At 69.0% G+C, this 17290-nt stretch carries 15 protein-coding genes; 7 read left to right on the top strand and 8 right to left on the bottom strand.

Going from position 1 to position 17290, the window contains the following annotated elements; genetic code table 11:
* On the top strand, nucleotides 1-704 hold a 704-nt coding region (locus tag ACK59X_RS10825), incomplete at its 5' end, for a SpoVR family protein (protein ID WP_409957264.1).
* A 180-nt stretch (nucleotides 705-884) separates the two neighbouring features.
* Here ACK59X_RS10825 and ACK59X_RS10820 read toward each other — a convergent pair.
* The 3 genes from ACK59X_RS10820 to ACK59X_RS10810 all read right to left on the bottom strand — a co-directional run bounded on the left by ACK59X_RS10820 (nucleotide 885) and on the right by ACK59X_RS10810 (nucleotide 4622).
* Nucleotides 885-2321, bottom strand: coding sequence for an aldehyde dehydrogenase family protein (locus tag ACK59X_RS10820; protein WP_409957262.1), 1437 nt, complete (start codon nucleotides 2319-2321; stop codon nucleotides 885-887).
* 9 nt (nucleotides 2322-2330) lie between these two features.
* On the bottom strand, nucleotides 2331-3650 hold the full coding sequence (locus tag ACK59X_RS10815) for an aminotransferase class III-fold pyridoxal phosphate-dependent enzyme (RefSeq protein WP_409957260.1): 1320 nt from the start codon (nucleotides 3648-3650) through the stop codon (nucleotides 2331-2333).
* A 96-nt stretch (nucleotides 3651-3746) separates the two neighbouring features.
* The gene (locus ACK59X_RS10810) at nucleotides 3747-4622 is read right to left on the bottom strand and encodes a GntR family transcriptional regulator (RefSeq protein WP_409957258.1); all 876 of its coding nucleotides are present in this window, start codon (nucleotides 4620-4622) and stop codon (nucleotides 3747-3749) included.
* Nucleotides 4623-4703: 81 nt separating this feature from the next.
* Here ACK59X_RS10810 and ACK59X_RS10805 point away from each other — a divergent pair, with 81 nt between their 5' ends.
* The 5 genes from ACK59X_RS10805 to ACK59X_RS10785 are packed head-to-tail and all read left to right on the top strand — an operon-like array spanning nucleotide 4704 to nucleotide 10977.
* Entirely contained in the window at nucleotides 4704-5864 is a 1161-nt protein-coding gene (locus ACK59X_RS10805) for a C45 family autoproteolytic acyltransferase/hydolase (RefSeq protein ID WP_409957257.1), read from the top strand.
* A 42-nt stretch (nucleotides 5865-5906) separates the two neighbouring features.
* Nucleotides 5907-7478: an ABC transporter substrate-binding protein gene (locus ACK59X_RS10800; RefSeq protein WP_409957255.1), complete on the top strand. Its 1572-nt coding sequence runs from the start codon at nucleotides 5907-5909 to the stop codon at nucleotides 7476-7478.
* 39 nt (nucleotides 7479-7517) lie between these two features.
* Nucleotides 7518-8474 carry an ABC transporter permease gene (locus tag ACK59X_RS10795; RefSeq protein ID WP_184856660.1) on the top strand — a complete coding sequence of 319 codons (957 nt, stop codon included), beginning with the start codon at nucleotides 7518-7520 and terminating at the stop codon, nucleotides 8472-8474.
* 17 nt (nucleotides 8475-8491) lie between these two features.
* The gene (locus tag ACK59X_RS10790; RefSeq protein ID WP_409957253.1) at nucleotides 8492-9307 is read left to right on the top strand and encodes an ABC transporter permease; all 816 of its coding nucleotides are present in this window, start codon (nucleotides 8492-8494) and stop codon (nucleotides 9305-9307) included.
* Complete coding sequence (locus ACK59X_RS10785) at nucleotides 9307-10977, top strand: dipeptide ABC transporter ATP-binding protein (RefSeq protein WP_409957251.1); 1671 nt, start codon at nucleotides 9307-9309, stop codon at nucleotides 10975-10977. The genes ACK59X_RS10790 and ACK59X_RS10785 overlap by 1 nt, the downstream gene beginning before the upstream one ends.
* 69 nt (nucleotides 10978-11046) lie before the next feature.
* Here ACK59X_RS10785 and ACK59X_RS10780 read toward each other — a convergent pair whose 3' ends face one another.
* Complete coding sequence (locus ACK59X_RS10780; protein ID WP_409957250.1) at nucleotides 11047-11667, bottom strand: VOC family protein; 621 nt, start codon at nucleotides 11665-11667, stop codon at nucleotides 11047-11049.
* Nucleotides 11668-11889: 222 nt separating this feature from the next.
* Between ACK59X_RS10780 and ACK59X_RS10775 the strand changes: the two genes are divergently transcribed.
* Nucleotides 11890-13608 carry an ABC-F family ATP-binding cassette domain-containing protein gene (locus tag ACK59X_RS10775; protein WP_409957248.1) on the top strand — a complete coding sequence of 573 codons (1719 nt, stop codon included), beginning with the start codon at nucleotides 11890-11892 and terminating at the stop codon, nucleotides 13606-13608.
* 54 nt (nucleotides 13609-13662) lie between these two features.
* On the opposite strand, the gene ACK59X_RS10770 is transcribed toward ACK59X_RS10775, so the two are convergent.
* From ACK59X_RS10770 to ACK59X_RS10755, 4 genes are all read right to left on the bottom strand, one after another.
* Nucleotides 13663-14250 (bottom strand): YceI family protein, encoded by a 588-nt coding sequence (locus tag ACK59X_RS10770; RefSeq protein ID WP_409957246.1) that lies wholly within the window; start codon nucleotides 14248-14250, stop codon nucleotides 13663-13665.
* A 67-nt stretch (nucleotides 14251-14317) separates the two neighbouring features.
* The gene (locus ACK59X_RS10765) at nucleotides 14318-14890 is read right to left on the bottom strand and encodes a YceI family protein (protein WP_409957244.1); all 573 of its coding nucleotides are present in this window, start codon (nucleotides 14888-14890) and stop codon (nucleotides 14318-14320) included.
* A 50-nt stretch (nucleotides 14891-14940) separates the two neighbouring features.
* Nucleotides 14941-15516, bottom strand: a complete 576-nt coding sequence (locus ACK59X_RS10760; protein ID WP_409957242.1) for a cytochrome b — start codon at nucleotides 15514-15516, stop codon at nucleotides 14941-14943.
* A gap of 367 nt (nucleotides 15517-15883) precedes the next feature.
* On the bottom strand, nucleotides 15884-17161 hold the full coding sequence (locus tag ACK59X_RS10755) for a heme biosynthesis protein HemY (RefSeq protein ID WP_409957240.1): 1278 nt from the start codon (nucleotides 17159-17161) through the stop codon (nucleotides 15884-15886).
* Between the last annotated feature and the right edge of the window lie 129 nt (nucleotides 17162-17290).

Below are 17290 nucleotides of genomic sequence, written 5' to 3'. Positions count from 1 at the left end.
GCCAGAGCCAGGTCATGAACGAGGGCTGGGCCACCTTCTGGCATTACACCTTGCTGAGCACCCTGTACGACGAGGGCCACCTGAGCGACGGGGTGATGGTCGAGTGGCTGGGCTCGCACACCAATGTGATCTTCCAACCCCCCGTGGGGCACCGCGCCTACAGCGGCATCAACCCCTATGCGCTGGGCTTTGCCATGTACCGCGACATCCAGCGCATCTGCCAGAACCCTACGCCCGAAGACAAACGCTGGTTCCCCGACTTCGCCGGTGCGCCCTGGCTGCCCACGCTCGACCATGCCATGCGCAACTTCAAGGACGAGAGCTTCATCGGCCAGTACCTGAGCCCCAACCTGATGCGCGAGATGCGCCTGTTCGCCCTGCACGACGACCCGGCCCTGAGCGAGCTGGTGGTCAGCGAGATCCACGACGAGAACGGCTACCGCAGCCTGCGCCAGATGCTGTCGCAGCAGTACGACCTGGGCACGCGCGAGCCCAACATCCAGGTCTGGAACGTGAACCTGCGCGGCGACCGCAGCCTGACCCTGCGCCACACCCAGTACCGGGGCCGCCCGCTGGGCGAGGACACGCAGGAGGTGCTGCGCCACGTGGCGCGACTGTGGGGCTTTGGCGTGCAGATCGAGAGCGTGGATGCCTATGGCAACCACCCCGTGCTGCTGCACTCGGTGCCCGCGCCCACGGAATAGATGGAAGCACCCCCTGAGTCGCTTCGCGCCTTCACCCTCTCTCGACTCGCTGCGCGAGTCGGGAGGGGGGACGCCCCCAGCGCGGCGGGGCGGCCCTTGCGCGGGGGCGCTGGCCTGGGCCGTGCCAGTTGCATGCGCCAAGGGGAAGCGCAACCCCCCGTGTGAAAGACGCCGCTGCGTTTATGCCTCAGGCTCCTCGTACCCGAACATGGACTTGGTCTCCAGATACTCCTCGAAACCCATGCGGCCCCACTCGCGCCCGTTGCCCGACTGCCGGTAGCCGCCGAACGGCGCCGCATGGTCGGCGCGTGCGCCGTTGAGGTGCACCATGCCGGCCCGCAGCCGCCGGGCGATGCGCCGGGCGTGGTCCAGGTCGGGCGCGCTCACATAGGCCGACAGGCCATAGACCGTGTCGTTGGCCATGGCGATGGCTTCTTCCTCGCTGCCATAGGGCAGGATGCAGAGCACGGGCCCGAAGATTTCCTCGCGCGCAATCGCCATGGTGGTGGCCACGTTGGCAAACACGGTGGGCTGCACGAAGTAGCCATGGGCCAGCCCCTCGGGCCGTTCCAGCCCGCCCGTGGCGAGCTGTGCGCCCTCGCGCAGGCCGGTGGCGATGCACTCGCGCACCTTGGCGTATTGCACGGCATTGGCCACGGGTCCGAGGGTGGTGGCTGCATCGCGCGGATCGCCTGGGCGCAGCGACTGCGCTGCTTGCACCGCGATGGCCGTGGCGGCATCGTGCAGGTGCGCGGGCACCAGAAGGCGCGTGGGTGCGTTGCACGACTGGCCGCTGTTGCGAAAGCACTGCAGCGCCGCCTGGCGCACGGTGGCCGGCAGGTCCACGCCGTCCACCACGATGTGGGGTGACTTGCCGCCCAGCTCCTGCGCGACGCGCTTGACGGTGTCGGCCGCCGCCTTGGCCACGGCCACGCCGGCCCGCGTGGAGCCGGTGAAGGACAGCATGTCGATGTCCGCATGCGCGGCCATGGCCGCGCCCACGCCGGGGCCGTCGCCGTTGACCAGGTTGAACACCCCGGGCGGCACGCCCGCTTCGTGCAGCACCTGGGCGAACAGCAGGGCCGAGAGCGGTGCCGTCTCGCTGGGCTTGAGCACCACGGTGCAGCCCGCGGCCAGGGCCGGCGCCACCTTGCAGGCGATCTGGTTCAGGGGCCAGTTCCAGGGCGTGATCAGGCCGCACACGCCAATGGGCTCGCGCGTGATGCGGGTGCGGTTGACCACTTCGTCGAAGGCATAGCCGGCCAGCACCTGGGCGGCCTGCTTCAGGTGCGACAGGCCGGCCACGGCATGCGCCTGGCGCGCCAGCGTGAGCGGCGCACCCATCTCCAGCGACACCGCCATGGCGATGGCGTCCATGCGGGTCTCGTAGGCGGCGATCACGGCCTGCAGCACGGCCAGGCGCTGCTCCCGGCTTTGCCCGGCCCAGGCCGGGAAGGCGCGGCGGGCTGCGGCCACGGCCCGGTCGAGGTCGCGTGCATCGCCCAGGGCGATGCGTGCCACGGGCTGCTCGGTGAACGGGTCGATCACGTCCTGCGTGCGCGTGCCCTGGGCGGACACCCAGGCGCCGTCGATGTAGAAATTCAAATGTTCCTGCATGGCGGGTGCTCAGGCGATGTGCTGCAGGGCCGTGCGGATGCTGTGCGCCATCTCGCCGATCTGCGCCTCGCTGATCACCAGCGGGGGCGAGAGCACCAGCGTGTCGCCCGAGTTGCGCACCAGCACGCCGGCCTCGAAGCAGGCGATGTGCACGGCCTGGGCGCGTGCACCGGCAGCACCCGGGCGCGGCGCCAGGTCCACGGCACCCAGCAGGCCGATATTGCGCACGTCCACCACATGCGGGGCATCGCGCAGCGCATGCAGGGCGGCCTCCCACACCGGGGCGATGGCCTGCACGCGCGCGGCCAGGTTGAGTTCCTCGTGCACGTCCAGCGTGGCCAGGCCGGCTGCGCAGGCCAGCGGGTGGGCCGAGTAGGTGTAGCCGTGGAACAGCTCGATCACGTTGGCCGAGCCCTGCATGAAGGCCTCGTACACGCTGTTGCCCACGAGCACGCCGCCCATGGGCACGGCGCCGTTGGTCATGCCCTTGGCGCAGCAGATCAGGTCGGGCGTGACGCCGAAGGCCTGGGCCCCGAACGCGGCGCCCACGCGCGCAAAGCCGGTGATCACCTCGTCGAAGATCAGCAGGATGCCGTGCTGCGTGCACAACTCGCGCAGGCGCTGCAGGTAGCCCACGGGCGGCGGGTACACACCGCCCGAGCCGGTGACGGGCTCGACGATCACGGCGGCGATGGTGGCCGGGTCGTGCACCACGAACAGCTGCTCCAGCGCATTCGCGTAGTGCGCGCCGGTGGCCGGCTGGCCGTGCGAGAAGCGGGCGTCGGCATCATAGGGCAGGGGCAGGTGGGCGGTGTCGGGCAGCAGCGGCCCGAAGTCGCGCTTGTGACGGCCCAGGCCGGCCACCGACAGGCCGCCGAAGCCCATGCCGTGGTAGCCCTTGGCGCGGCCCACCAAGAGGGTGCGGCGCGCATCGCCACGGGCCTGGTGGTAGGCGCGCGCGATCTTGAGCGCCGTGTCCACCGCTTCGGAGCCCGAGTTGGTGAAGAACACATGGTCCATGCCTTCGGGTGCCAGCGCCGCAATGCGCTGGGCCAGCGTGAAGGCGGCCGGGTGGCTCATCTTGAACGAGGAGACGAAATCCAGGCGGCCCGCGGCCTCGCGGATCGCCTCGGTGATGCGCGGCTGGCCGTGGCCTGCATTGCAACACCACAGGCCGGCCATGGCATCGAGCACCTGGCGGCCGTCCTCGGTGGTGTAGTGCATGCCCTGCGCGGCCGTGAACAGCATGGGCTGCTGCTGGAACTGGCGCTGGGCGGTGAAGGGGAGCCAGAAGGCGGAGTCGTTGGGGGCGATGGAGGCAGAGGTCATGGGCTTTCGGTGAGGGCTGCAATTTCCGTCATTATGTTTTTTGTTTCAACAAAAATCAAATGACCGTGCAACCCGCGAACGCGGCGGTTTCCGGCCTCAGGTCTTCGCCGGTGGTCTGAGGCGGCTGGCCACGTCCAGGTGGCGCAGCATCAGCAGCGCGGCCAGTTCCTGGTCTCCCGCCTGCATGCGGTCCAGCATTTCCAGGTGCTCGCGGCAGTTCACCTCCATGCGCTCACGGCCGTACTTCCAGTCGTAGTTGGACAGGCGGCGCAGGCGGTTCTGGCGCTGGATGTCCATGTGGAAGAAGCGGTTGCCCGAGGCGGCGGCGACGCCTTCGTGGAAGGCTGCATTCATCTCGAAGAAGGCGATGCTGGACGAATCCTCCGACAGCGTGCGCAGGAATGCCTCGTGCTGCTGGCGCATGTCCTGGGCCCAGGCCGGCGGCAGGGCAAAGCCGGGCTCGCGGATGGCCGCGGGTTCGATCACCATGCGGTAGCGGTAGCTCTCGTTGCGCACGTTGGCGTCCCAGGCCCCGGTGGCGAAGCGCCAGCCATAGCCCAGCTTGGGCTCGATGGCGCCCAGGTCGGCCAGGCGCTCCAGCGCGTTGCGGATGGCAGGGCGGCCCAGGTCGTAGGCCTCCATCAGCTCTTTTTCCGACACGTACTCGCCCAGGTTGCCGTGCTGGCGGTCGTAGGCGATGCGCCGCAGCAACTGGTCGCTGTCGTCGGGCGCCTCGCGGGCGGCCGAGGGCAGGGGCGGCAGGCGCAGCAGCTCCACCCCGCGGTGCGGTTTGCGCTCGGCAAAGCCCTGCTGCGCCAGCTGGTCGAGCGCGGCACGCACGGGGGTGCGCGAGACGCCCAAGCGCTCTGCAAGCTGGTTCTCGTTGAGGCGCGCGCCCGCCGCCAGGCCGTCTTCGTGGATGAGGCGGCTGATGCGGTCCGCCAGCTCCAGGTGCAAGGATGTAGAAGCCATGGTTTGAAATGGTTGATGTTTTTTATTTTACAAAATACAATTTAAATCATCGATCACCGATTGCTCACTCCACCCAACGCCATGGACCAGACATTTCCCTGGGGCTCCGACCAGCCCATTCCTTCCTGCCCCCTGGTCGAGATCAGCGGCGCGCCGCGCGAGCGCGGCCGCCAGTATGGCGAACAGGCCAAGGCGCGCATCCTGCGCGGCATCGAACATTACTCCACCCAGCTCGAAGCCAGCAAACTCGGCTGGCCCGAGATCGGCACACTGGTGCAGAACTTCGAGCCCACCATCGAGGCCTTCGAGGCGGCCTACCTGGACGAGATGCGCGGCATTGCCGAGGGCGCCGGGGTCTCGTACGAGGCCATCGTGATGCTCAATGCGCGCACCGAGATCCTCAAGCTGGCCGACCGCCGCCGCAAGGGCCAGCCCGCGCAGATCGACCCCGATGGCTGCACCGGCGTGGTTGCCATGCCGCAGGCCACGGCCTCGGGCCGCGTGATCCACGCCCAGAACTGGGACTGGAAGGCCGAGTGCGCCGAGACCGCCATCGTGCTGCGCGTGCTGCGCGAGGACGGACCGGACCTCCTGACCTTCACCGAGGCCGGCGGCCTGGCCCGCTCGGGCATGAATTCTGCGGGCATCTCCATCACCGCCAACTACCTGGAATCCGACCGTGACTACCGCCAGCTCGGTGTGCCACTGGCCCTGCTGCGCCGCAAGGCGCTGGAGCAGGTGCAACTGGCCCTGGCCATGCGCATTGTGTACTGCACGCCCAAGTCAGCCTCCAACAACGTGATGGTCTCGCACGCCACGGGCGTGGCCATCGACTTCGAGTGCGCGCCCGACGAAACCTTCCAGGTCCACCCCGAGCGCGGCGTCATCGTGCATGCCAACCACTTCCAGAGCCCGATCGCCCTGGGCAAGGTCCGCGACATGGGCATCGTGAACACACCCGACTCGCTGTATCGCGACCTGCGTGTGCGTGAACTGGTGGAGCCGCACATCGGTACGCTCACGCGCGAGCACATCAAGACCGCGCTGTTCGACGACTTCCAGTCGCCCTGGTCGGTGTGCCGCCCGCCGCGCCCCAACTCCAGCAGCAACCTGTCGGCCACCGTGGCCATGGTGGTGATGGAGCCGGCTCTGGGCGAGATGGAAGTGGCCATGCTGCCCGCGCTGAGCCGCAGCTTCGCGTCGTACACCCTGGACATGGAGCGCCAACTGGCGCTGGCCTGAGGCTGTCCGCACCTGCCTGACCCACGAAGAAAGGACCTCGAGATGACTACTGCCCCCTCGCGCTGGCTGTCCAGTGGCCTGGCCTTGCTGGCCGGCCTGTGCTCCGTCGCCCAGGCCCAGCCGCAGCCCGACACGCTGCGCATCCGCCTGAACGCCGACATCCGCTCCACCGACCCCGGCATCAACCGCGACAACAACACCGACGCGGTGATGATGCACGTGCTCGAAGGCCTGGTGGCCTACCGCGAGGATGCCTCCGTGGCGCCGCTGCTGGCACAGTCGGTCAGCACCTCGGCCGACGGCAAGACCTATACCTTCAAGCTGCGCCAGGGCGTCAAGTTCCACAACGGCGCGCCGCTCACGGCCGACGATGTGCTCTTTGCCTGGAACCGCTACATGGCCCCGGCCAACAACTGGCGCTGCCTGGCCGAGTTCGACGGGCGCGGCCTGGCCAAGGTGCTCAAGGTGGAGGCGCCCGATGCGGCCACCGTGGTCTACACGCTGGACAAGCCCTCGGCCCTGTTCCTGGCCACGCTGGCGCGCGTGGACTGCGGCGGCACCGGCATCTACCACCGCAGCTCGCTCGAAGCCGACGGCAAGTGGCGCGAGCCCGTGGCCACCGGCCCCTACAAGCTGGGCGAATGGAAGCGCGGCCAGTACATCGAGCTCTTGCGCAACGACGGCTATGCCGCGCTGCCGGGCCCGCGCGACGGCAACACCGGCGCCAAGATCGCCGAGACGCCCAAGGTGCGCTTCATCGTCATCCCCGATGCGTCGGCGGCCAAGGCGGCGCTGTTCTCGGGCGGGATCGACCTGAACTACGACATCAACGACGAGGACATGGCCGAGTACAAGGGCCGCAAGGACATCCTCATGGAGACCCAGGCCACGATGAACGTGCAGGGCCTGCTGTTCCAGACGCGCGACCCGCTGCTCAAGGACGCGCGCATCCGCCGCGCCATCGCGCTCGCGCTCGACATGCCCGAGCTGGTGGCCGCCGTCACCTCGGGCAATGCACCGCCCAGCCGCTCGGTCGTGCCCACGCCCAGTGCCTTCTACAAGAAGCCGCAGGCGGCGGTGCCCGCGCGCAACCTGGCCCAGGCGAAGAAGCTGCTGGCCGAGGCCGGCTACAAGGGCGAGCCCATCAAGATCCTGGCCACCAAGCGCTACAACAGCGTCTTCAACATCGCCGTGCTGACCCAGGCCATGGTGCAGGAGGCCGGCATCAAGGCCGAGGTCGAGGTGCTCGACTGGGCCACGCTGCTGGACCGCTACAACAAGGGCAACTACCAGGCCATGGGCTTCACGTTCTCAGCCCGGCTCGACCCGGCCCTGTCGTACGAGATGGTCACGGGCCCCAAGGACAAGCAGCCGCGCAAGGTGTGGGACGACCCGCAGGCGCACGAACTGCTGGCCAAGAGCATGGAGACCACCGACACGGCCCAGCGCCAGGCGCTGTTCGACAAGCTCGAAGCCCGCATGCGCGAGGACGTGCCCGCGGTCTTCATGTACTCGGCCGTGAACACCAGCGCCGCCCGCTCCTATGCCAAGGGCTACAAGGGTTGGGCCCTGGGAACGCCGCGCGCCTGGGGTGTCACCCTGCGTGCACCGTGATGCGCATGGCACTGCCGAACTGACGATTCCAGATCCGCCATGGGTTCCTCCTTTCCTGCCTACCTGGGCCGGCGCCTGTTGTGGACGCTGCCCACCCTGTTCCTCGTGAGCCTGATGGTCTTCGTGCTCATGCGCCTGGTGCCGGGCGATCCGGCGCTGCTCATCCTGGGTGACAGCGCCACGCCCGAGCAACTGGCCGACCTGCATGCCCAGTTCGGGCTCGACCGGCCCATCCCCGTTCAGTTCACGCTCTGGCTCGGCCGGGTGCTGCAGGGCGACCTGGGCCAGTCCATCACCAGCGGCGAGGCCGTGCTGCCGCTTCTGCTCGAACGCTTCCAGGTCAGCGCCGCCATCGTGCTCGTGGCCGTGGCCCTGGCAGCGCTGCTGGCCGTGCCCGCCGGCCTGCTGGCCGCGTGGAAGCAGAACAGCGTGCTCGACACCATGGTGGTGGCTGCCGCCACGTTCTTTCTGTCCATCCCGAGCTTCTGGCTGGGCCTGCTGTTGCTGCTCTTCGTGGGCCTCAAGCTCGGCCTGGTGCCGGTGGTGGGGTACGTGCCCTTCAGCGAGGACTGGCGCTCGGCGCTCACCTTCCTGATCTTGCCGACCATCACGCTGGCGCTGATCGAGCTCGGTATCCTCACCCGCATGGCGCGCGCCAGCGCCGTGGAGGTGCTGCGCCTGGAGTACGTGACGCATGCCCGCGCCAAGGGCCTGGCCGAGCGCCGCGTGCTGCTGCGCCATGTGTTGCCCAATGCCTTCGCGCCCACCTGGACCATGATCGGCCTGGTGCTGGGCAACCTGCTGGGCGGCATCGCCGTGCTGGAGACGGTGTTCACGCTGCCCGGCCTGGGCCGCCTGCTGGTGGATGCGATCTTCGCGCGCGACTACCCCGTGGTGCAGGGCTGCCTGCTGTTCACGGCCGCGATCTACGTGCTGGTCAACCTCGTGGTGGACCTGTGCTATCCCCTGTTCGATCCCCGGGTGTCCGCGTCATGATGGTGGTGAAACGCTGGATGAAACGCCTGCGGGCGAATGCGCTGGTCGGCGGCCTGCTGGTCGGCCTGGTGGGCGCCATGGCCTTGCTGTCGGTGTTCTGGACACCTTACAACCCCATGGGCGTGGCGCTGCGCCAGCGGCTGCAGCCGCCCTCGGGCGCCTACCTGCTGGGCACCGACGAGTTCGGCCGCGACATCCTCTCGCGCCTGATGGCCGGTGCCGGCACCAGCCTGGTGGTGGCCGCGCTCACCGTGGCGCTGGCGCTGGTGCTGGGCGTGGTGATTGGCCTGGTGGCCGGCTACTTCCGCGGCTGGCTGGACCGCGTGCTGATGGTCTTCAACGATGCGCTGCTGGCCTTCCCCGGCATCCTGCTGGCGCTGGGGGTGATGGTCATCGTGGGTGCCAACCAGTGGGGCATCATCGTCGCGCTGGGCCTGGCCTATGCGCCCACGGCGGTGCGTGTGGTGCGCGGCTCGGTGCTGTCGCTGCGCGAGAAGGAGTACATCGAGGCCTCCGAGGTCATCGGCAACTCCGGCCTGCGCACGGTGTTCGCGCACATCCTGCCCAACTGCGTGGCGCCCCTGGTGGTGCTGGCCACGTCGATGTTCGGCTGGGTCATCCTGGCCGAGAGCGCGCTGAGCTTCCTGGGCCTGGGCGTGCCGCCGCCTGCGCCCACCTGGGGCAATATGCTGGCCTCGGGCCGGCCCTACATCGAGACCGCTGCCTGGCTGGGCATTGCGCCTGGCGCCTGCATCGCACTCACGCTGCTCGGCGTGAACCTGCTGGGCGATGCGCTGCGCGACTGGCTCGACCCGCGCATGGAGCACCACTGATGCGCCCATCCATTCACACCGTGGCGGAAAGAACCGACATGACGACGACCGAGAAGAACCCGCCGCCGCTGCTGTCCGTGCGCGAACTCACCGTGCACGGCCCGCTGGAGCGCCCGCTGCTGGATGCCGTCTCCTTCGACGTGCCTGCGGGCGGCGTGGTGGCCCTGGTGGGCGAATCGGGCAGCGGCAAGACCATGGCCGGGCGCGCCGTGCTTGGCCTGCTGCCGCCCCAGGTGCGCCAGAGCGGCGGCAGTGTGCTGCTGCAGGGGTGCGATGTGGGCACGCTCTCGGCCCAGTCGCTGCGTGCGCTGCGCGGCTGCGACGTAGGCATGGTGTTCCAGGAACCCATGGTCTCGCTCAACCCGGCCATGACGATTGCCGAGCAGCTCTTCGAGGGCCTGCGCCTGCACGAGAAGGTCACCACGGCCCAGGCGCGAGAGCGCGGCATCGCCATGCTGCGCCGCGTGCAGATCGCAGACCCTGAGCGCTGCCTGGCCTCGTACCCGCACCAGTTCTCGGGCGGCATGCGCCAGCGCATCATGCTGGCCTCGGTCATGCTGCTCAAGCCGCGCCTGCTGATCGCCGACGAGCCTACGACGGCACTCGATTCGCTGAGCCAGCGCGAGGTGATGGAGATCATGGCCGAGCTCACGCGCACCGAGGGCACGGCCGTGCTGCTGATCACCCACGACCTGGGGCTGGTGGCGCGCTACGCGCAGTCGGTGGTGGTGCTCGAAAAAGGCCGCCTGGTGGAGACCGGCCCCGTGCGCAGCGTGCTCACCGCCCCGCGCGAGGCTTACACGAAGAGCCTGATCGACGCTTTGCCCCAACGGAGCGCCCAGCGCTCGGCGCGGCCCGCTCGGGCGCCGCTGATCGAGGCCCGGGACGTGCAGGTGAGCTTTCCGGGTGCGCGCCAGGGCTGGCTGTCCAAGGCCGTGCCCAAGCTCGCGGTGCGCGGTGTGTCGCTGGCCATCCAGCCGGGCGAGGTGGTGGCCGTGGTGGGCGGCTCGGGCTCGGGCAAGACCACGCTGGGCCGCGCCATGATCGGCCTGCTGCCCGTGGCCGGCGGCGATGTGTGCTTTCGCGGCACGCCGCTGGGCAGTGCCGATGCCGCGGGCCGGCGCGAATTCCGCCTGGCCTGCCAGCTGGTGTTCCAGGACCCGTACTCTTCGCTCGACCCGCGCCAGCGCGTCTTCGACATCGTGGCCGAGCCGCTGCGCCACGGCCCGCCGCTCACGCGCGAGGCCCTGCGCGCCACGGTGGATGCGATGCTGGCCGAGGTGGGTCTGGCCGGCTTTGGCGAGCGCTACCCGCATGCCCTGTCGGGCGGGCAGCGCCAGCGCGTGGCGATTGCACGCGCACTGGTGCGCAAGCCGGCCTTCGTGGTGGCCGATGAGCCGGTGTCGGCGCTGGACATGACCATCCAGAAGCAGGTGCTGGACCTGCTCAAGCGCCTGCAGGCCGAGCGCGGCTTCGGCTGCCTGTTCATCTCGCACAACCTGGCCGTGGTGTCCGAGATCGCCGACCGCATCGTCGTGATGGAGAACGGCCGCATCGTCGAGGAGGGCAGCGTGGCCGACATCTTCGACCGGCCGCAGCAGCCCTACACACGTGCGCTGCTGGAGGCTGCGACCACCAGCGATCTGCTGGCCGAGTTGGACGCGGTGTAGCTTTCGGACCGCACCGAAGGAGAAAGGCGCCGCCCGCGAGGGTGGCGCCTTTTTTTGCTGAGGCCGGCTTCAGCCCTTGGCGAATTCAGGCCGGTCGTTGGTCTGGGGCTTGAGCGGCTGGGCCACCTTGCCCTCGGCGCGTTCCTTGCGCCATTGCTCCTTGCGCGCCGTCCATTCCTTCAGGCGCGCATGGGCCACGGTGCTGTCCTTGGCCATGGCGTTGGCATCGGCCAACTGGGCAGTCAGCTCCAGGCGGATGCCGTTGGGGTCGAAGAAGTAGATGCTCTTGAAGATGTGGTGGTCGGTCACGCCCAGCACCTCGATGCCGAAGGCCTCCAGGCGCTCCTTGGTGTTCTGCAGTTCCTGCACCGTGTCCACGCGGAAGGAGATGTGGTTGACCCACAGTGGCGTGTTGGGCGAGGGCTCGGCCTTCACGTCGTCGCCCAGGTCGAAGAAGGCGATGAAGGAGCCGTCCTTCAAGCGAAAGAAGAAGTGCGTGTAGGGGCAGTACTCGCCCGTGCTGGGCACGTGGTCGCTCTGGATGATGTGGTACAGCGGCAGGCCCAGGATGTCCTCGTAGAACTGGCGCGTTTCCTCCGCGTCGCGTGCCTTGTAGGCGTAGTGGTGCAACTGCTGGAAGGCGGCCGGTGCGGGCAGGCTGGCGAGGTCGGGCTTCAGAACGGCATTCATGCGCTTGTCTCCTTGGGTCGGTGCGTGTCGATTTGGAAATTCTACTATTCGTAATCAATTTACGTAAAGGGAATTTTGAGGGCGTGGGTATTTGCGGTACATTGCGCCTCTCGTCCACCACCCGAGGTGTTTTCACCGATGCGCCTGTAAGCCACTTTCACGCCGTTCCGCCCTTGCCTGTGCGCAGGTGCGGCTTTGTGGTGACCGTGGAGTGCTTCAGGCATGGCGACGACCAACGATTCTTCGGGCCAGCGCGCCCGCGGAGGCAGCAGGGCTGCTTGCGCCTTTCAGTCCGCAGGCAGCAGGGCTGCTTCCCTTTCTTCTCTTTCCCTTCAGTTCCAGGCCGTCGGCTGGCTGCTGCCCGATGGACAGCCGCTGTGGGGCACCCCGTTGACCGTGGCGCTGGGCGCCGGCACCACGGGCATCGTGGGTGCCAACGGCGCGGGCAAGAGCGTGTTTCTGCAGCTGTTGCTGGGCCGACTGGCCCCCGCCACGGGCACTGTGCTGTGTGGCGCGCGCCTGCATGCCGTAGCGCAGGAGGTGCAGGGCGCCTGCGGCTGCACCGTGGCCGACCTGGCGGGCCTGGCCCCGGTGCTGCGTGCCTTGGATCACCTGGAGGCGGGCAGCGGCACGCCCGACGACCTGCTGCTGGCCGACGGCCAGTGGGACCTGCCCACGCGCTGGCAGCGCGCCCTGCAGGCCTTGGGCCTGGGGCACCTGCCCGCTGGCGGCGATGCGGCGCAACTGAGCGGCGGCGAGCGCATGCGCGTGGCGCTGGCCGGTGCCTTTGTCTCGGATGCCGAGGTGCTGGTGCTCGACGAGCCCACCAACCACCTGGACCGCGGCGCGCGCCGCTGGCTGCTGGACCAGTTGGCCGCGCGCCAGGGCGGCGTGGTCGTGGCCAGCCATGACCGGGAACTGCTGGGCGCGGTCGATGCGATCGTGGAGCTGTCGCCTGCGGGGCTGCGGCGTTACGGCGGCAACTGGGGCCTGTACGAGGAGCAGCGGACGCAGGAGCGGGCGGCTGCGCAGGCGGCGCTGGACCATGCGCGCACCGAGCGCGACCGGGGCCGCAAGGCGCTGCAGCGCGAACACGGCGCGCAGCAGCGCCGCGCAGCCCAGGGGCGCCAGATGGCCCGCACCGCCAATCTGGCGCCTATCCTGCTGGGCCGCATGAAGAACAATGCCGAGGCCCATGCCGGGCGCGAGCACGAACGCCAGCAGGAGGCCCGCGAGCAGCTCGATGCCGCCGTGCGCGAGGCCGCGCGCCACGCACCGGCCCACACCCCCGTGGCGCTGGCACTGCCGGGCAGCACGGTGCCCGCGGGCAAGCAGGTGCTGGCGCTGGAGCAGGTGCGGACCCCGTTCGCGCCGCCCGGCCAGCCTGCCCTCAGCGGGGTTTGGAGCGGCCCCGTGCGCATCGCCATCACCGGGCCCAATGGCTGCGGCAAGAGCACTTTGCTGCGCCTGGTCGCCGGGCACGTGGCGCCAGTGGCAGGCCGCGTGGTGCGCGGCGTGCGCGCCGCCTGGCTGGACCAGCACAACGCGCAACTGCTGCCCCCGCATGCCAGCGTGCTGCAGCGGCTGGCCGAACTCGGTTCGCCCCTGCCCGAATCCACCTTGCGCACGCGCCTGGCGCAACTGGGCCTGGATGCCGACCGCGTCCAGCGCCCGGTTGGCGTGCTCAGCGGCGGCGAGCGCATCAAGGCCGCGCTGGCCTGTGCCCTGTGGGGCGGCGCGCCCGCGCAGATGCTGTTGCTGGACGAGCCCACCAACCACCTGGACCTGGCTTCGGTGGAGGCCTTGCAGTCCGCGCTGCAAGGCTTCACGGGCGCGCTGCTGGTGGTCTCGCACGACCTGCATTTCCTGTCGGCCCTGGCGCCCACCTATGTCTGGGCATGGCAGGCCGGCGGCTGGTGGCTCGATGCGCGCCTGGCATGAAAAAAGCCACCCGTGGCCGTGCCGCGGGTGGCTTGTGGGCGCAAGGCCGGTGGATTACTGCTGCTTGATGGCTTCGATCTGCACCACCAGGCGCACGTTCTTGGGGAAGCCGTACTGCACGCCGTAGTCCAGGCCCCACTGGGTGCGGTCGATGGTGGCTTCGAAGTCGCCGCCGCAGACTTCACGCTTGAGCATGGGGCTTTGATAGCAGTTGAACTGCGTGGCCTTCAGAGTCACAGGGTGGGTCTTGTCCAGCAGCGTCAGCTGGCCGGCCACTTCGCTGACCTTGTCGCCGTTGAACGTGAACTTGTCGGACACGAACTTGATCGTGGGGTACTTGGCCGCGTTGAAGATGTCAGGGCTTTGCAGGTGCTTGTCGAACGCAGGCGTGCCGGAGTTGATCGACGTGGTGTCCACGGTGATCTCCACCTTGCCGGTCTTGCCGGCGCGGTCGAACTGCACCGTGCCTTCCTTCTTGTCGAAGCGGCCGCGGTTGGTGGTGGCGCCGAAGTGGCTGATCTCGAACGTCACGAAGGTGTGCGACGGGTCGATGGCGTAGGCGGCGCTCTGAGCCTGGGCTGCGCCCGTGGACAGGACGGCGGCTGCAGCCAGGGCGAGCAGGGCGAACGAAGACTTGCGCATGGAAAGGACTCCTGAAAAAGGATGGGTCAAGGGAAAGGGAACGCGAAGGGAAAGCAAAGGGGCTTGATCAGAGCTTGGCCACGCCGGTCAGCGCGAGCTTGAACTTGACGGTCACGTCGTCGGCCACCATGGAGGTGTCGGCCCACTCGTTCTCGCCGATCTTGAAGGCCAGGCGCTTGATGGGCAGGGTGCCGGTGGCTGTGGTGGTGGCGCCGCTCTGGGCCAGCGCCACGGGCACGACCACGTTCTGTGCCGTGCCCTTGATGGTGAGCTTGCCGGCCACTTCGAACTTGCCGCCACCCAGCGCCTTGATGGTGGTGGATTCGAACATGGCCTGCGGGAACTTGGGCACGTTGAACCAGGTGGGCTTGGGCAGCTCGGCATCGGTCTCGCGCGAGCCCAGCGTGGCACTGCCGGTGTCCACGGTGAAGCTGATCTTGCTGGTGTCGGGCTTGGCGGGGTCGAAGGCCACCTTGGCATCGAATTTCTTGAAGTGCCCCTCGAGCGGCACGCCCATCTGGCGCGCGGTGAACTGCACCTGGCTCTGCGCGGGGACCAGTTGCTGCTGGGCGAAGGCCGTTGGCGCGGCCAGCACGGCAGCGCCCAGCACGAGGCTCGAGACGAAGGAAGTGGCGTTCATGAAGACTCCTGGAAATTCGGGTGTGTGAAAACGATAGGAACCGGGATGGCTCAGCGCGGGCCGGGCATCATGCGGCCGATCAGGCCGTCGCGGTCGATGAACTGGTGCTTGAGTGCGGCGGCCACGTGCAGCACCACCAGACCCGCCATGGTGCAGGCGGTGTACAGGTGCCAGGGCTTGATCGCCTCGGCCAGTTCCTTGTCCACGGGCACGAAGTCGGGCAGTTGCCACAGGCCCAGGAAGACGATGGGAAAGCCCGCCGCCGAACTGTAGGCCCAGCCGATCAGCGGTACGGCCAGGAACAGGATGTACAGCAGCCCGTGCGTGGCATGGTGCGCAAGCGTCTGCCAGCGCGGCATGGACTGCACCATGGCGGCCGGCAGGGCTGGCGGGCGGTGCGTTGCGCGCCACAGGATGCGCAGCACCGACAGCGACAGGATGGTGATGCCGGCCCATTTGTGCCAGTTGTACAGCTTCAGCCGCGCTGGCGAGAACGGCAGGCTGGTCATGTACAGGCCGACGCAGAAGGCACCGATCAGGGCCAGGCCCAGTACCCAGTGCAGCAGCATGGCGGTGCGGGTGTAGCGGGCCGGTCGGCTGGCGGGGGAGGGTGTGGGCGAGGGCATCGTGGTCGTTGGCGGTGGTGGGTGTAAGCACGCCGCGCCCCCGTGCCGAATGCACAGAGACCCGCCGTGAGCGCAGTGTAGGAGTTGCCAGCCGCTTCGGCTTCAACAGGATTGATGCTTTGATTCAAAAAAACTGAATCGATAAGGCCTGGCCGCTCAAAGTTCCCCAATGCTTGGAAAAAATGCGGGCAAATGGATGGGCGGTAGATGGCCGACGCCCGGCGGTCGGATGGCTGGATTGCCCGCATGGTTACGGCACTGCACACTACCGTGTACATGGAAAAGAAAGCGGGCGCAAGCAAAAGCCGGTGTCCCGGCGCAAGGGCCGCCTCCATTGGCGGCAGGGAGGCGCGAAGCGCCTCCGGGCTCACCTCGCCAGCGCCGCCTTCTTCCAGGCCTCCGCGGCGGCGGGCTCATCGCCGCGCTGCTCGGCCAGCTCGGCCAGGTAGCGCCAGGCGCTGGCGCGCAGGCTGGCGTCGGACAGCTGGCCGGCAGCCTGGGTCAGCAGCTGCTGGGCCTTGCCCCAGAGCTGGCGCTTGAGGCAGGCCATGCCGGCCAGGTACTGCAGGCGTGCGTCGCGCGGGTTGGCCTGCTGGGCGGCTTCGATGCGCGCCAGCCAGGGGGCGTCCAGGGCGTCCAGGCCCGACTCGAGCGTGCGCACCAGCTTGAGGGCGTGCTGCTCCGCCAGCGAGTCGGGCAGGTCCACCATGCGTTCCCACACCGGCAGCAGCCAGGCGCGCACCTGGGCGGCATCGCCGCCCAGGGCGGCCATGCGCTGGGCGGCCTGGATGGCCAGTTCGGGCATCTTGCGTTCGCTGTGCTCCAGGTCGTCCCACACGCGGCGCAGCTGCGCCGTGTCGTGGGCGCTCTGGATGAGTTCGGTGGCCAGGCCGCGCACGATGCTTTGCGCCGCGGCGGGCGAGAAGGCGCGGTGCTTGGCCAGCAGGCGGGCCGTGTCCAGCGCCTCCTGGGTCTGGCGTGCCAGGCGCGTGGCCTTGAGCTTGATGCGCAGCGCCAGGGTGCGGCGCGCGGCGCCCTGGGGCAAGGCGGCCAGCCATTCGAGGGCGGCATCGGCGTCGCGGTCGTCCAGTGTCCAGCGCGCGGCGCGCATCTGGGCGCCTTCGCGCAGCTCCAGCTCCAGCGCGGTGCCGCGCGCGGGGGCGTCTTCGAGCGCGCGCTGCAGGTGGCTGTCGCGCGTGGCCTTGTCCTGCAGGGCATGGGAGCCCTCGGCCGCCACCAGATGGGCCAGGGAGCGCAATTGGTGGCTGTGCGGCACCGATTCGCCGGCCGCTGCCAGGGCGTTTTCCTGGGCCAGGGCGGCCACGGCGGCCTTGCGCGAGCGGATGAAGCGCCCGCCCAGCAGGTGCGTCATGGCGTCGAGCAGCGCGCTGTGCATGGCGCGTTCCTTTTGCTGCAGGCGCCAGCGGCGCGCCTGGTGCGGCAGCTCCAGCAGGGCGGCCAGCGCGCGCAGGGCGGCGTACACCGTGACGAAGCCGCCCACGAGCAGCAGCACCACCAGGTTCAGCGACAGATCGACCCGGTACGGGGGCCAGTAGAGGGTGACCGTGCCCTGGTTGTTGCCCGCAAACAGCGCGGCCGCCACGGCCACGCCAAACAACGCCAGGAGCCAGAGTGCTGCGCGCATGCGTGCTGCCCCTTCGCCTCAGCGCCCCGCCGCGGCCGTGGCCAGGGCCTGCACGGCGGCGGGGTCGGTGCAGGGGCCGATGGCGATCAGCGGCAGTGCCGTGGCGGCCAGTCCGCGTGTGGTTAGCTG

This window comes from Acidovorax sp., assembly GCF_046339755.1.
Lineage (GTDB): Bacteria > Pseudomonadota > Gammaproteobacteria > Burkholderiales > Burkholderiaceae_C > Acidovorax.
The sequence above is the reverse complement of the archived record's forward strand: the minus strand, read 5'-3'. Positions and strand labels throughout refer to the sequence as shown.

Excerpts from the sequence above, each read along its gene's own strand:
- ACK59X_RS10760 (WP_409957242.1), bottom strand. The coding sequence starts at position 15,516 with ATGCCCTCGCCCACACCCTCCCCCGCCAGCCGACCGGCCCGCTACACC.
- ACK59X_RS10775 (WP_409957248.1), top strand. The coding sequence starts at position 11,890 with ATGGCGACGACCAACGATTCTTCGGGCCAGCGCGCCCGCGGAGGCAGC.
- ACK59X_RS10820 (WP_409957262.1), bottom strand. The coding sequence starts at position 2,321 with ATGCAGGAACATTTGAATTTCTACATCGACGGCGCCTGGGTGTCCGCC.
- ACK59X_RS10790 (WP_409957253.1), top strand. The coding sequence starts at position 8,492 with ATGAAACGCCTGCGGGCGAATGCGCTGGTCGGCGGCCTGCTGGTCGGC.
- ACK59X_RS10770 (WP_409957246.1), bottom strand. The coding sequence starts at position 14,250 with ATGCGCAAGTCTTCGTTCGCCCTGCTCGCCCTGGCTGCAGCCGCCGTC.
- ACK59X_RS10810 (WP_409957258.1), bottom strand. The coding sequence starts at position 4,622 with ATGGCTTCTACATCCTTGCACCTGGAGCTGGCGGACCGCATCAGCCGC.
- ACK59X_RS10805 (WP_409957257.1), top strand. The coding sequence starts at position 4,704 with ATGGACCAGACATTTCCCTGGGGCTCCGACCAGCCCATTCCTTCCTGC.
- ACK59X_RS10785 (WP_409957251.1), top strand. The coding sequence starts at position 9,307 with ATGCGCCCATCCATTCACACCGTGGCGGAAAGAACCGACATGACGACG.
- ACK59X_RS10755 (WP_409957240.1), bottom strand. The coding sequence starts at position 17,161 with ATGCGCGCAGCACTCTGGCTCCTGGCGTTGTTTGGCGTGGCCGTGGCG.
- ACK59X_RS10800 (WP_409957255.1), top strand. The coding sequence starts at position 5,907 with ATGACTACTGCCCCCTCGCGCTGGCTGTCCAGTGGCCTGGCCTTGCTG.
- ACK59X_RS10780 (WP_409957250.1), bottom strand. The coding sequence starts at position 11,667 with ATGAATGCCGTTCTGAAGCCCGACCTCGCCAGCCTGCCCGCACCGGCC.
- ACK59X_RS10815 (WP_409957260.1), bottom strand. The coding sequence starts at position 3,650 with ATGACCTCTGCCTCCATCGCCCCCAACGACTCCGCCTTCTGGCTCCCC.
- ACK59X_RS10795 (WP_184856660.1), top strand. The coding sequence starts at position 7,518 with ATGGGTTCCTCCTTTCCTGCCTACCTGGGCCGGCGCCTGTTGTGGACG.
- ACK59X_RS10765 (WP_409957244.1), bottom strand. The coding sequence starts at position 14,890 with ATGAACGCCACTTCCTTCGTCTCGAGCCTCGTGCTGGGCGCTGCCGTG.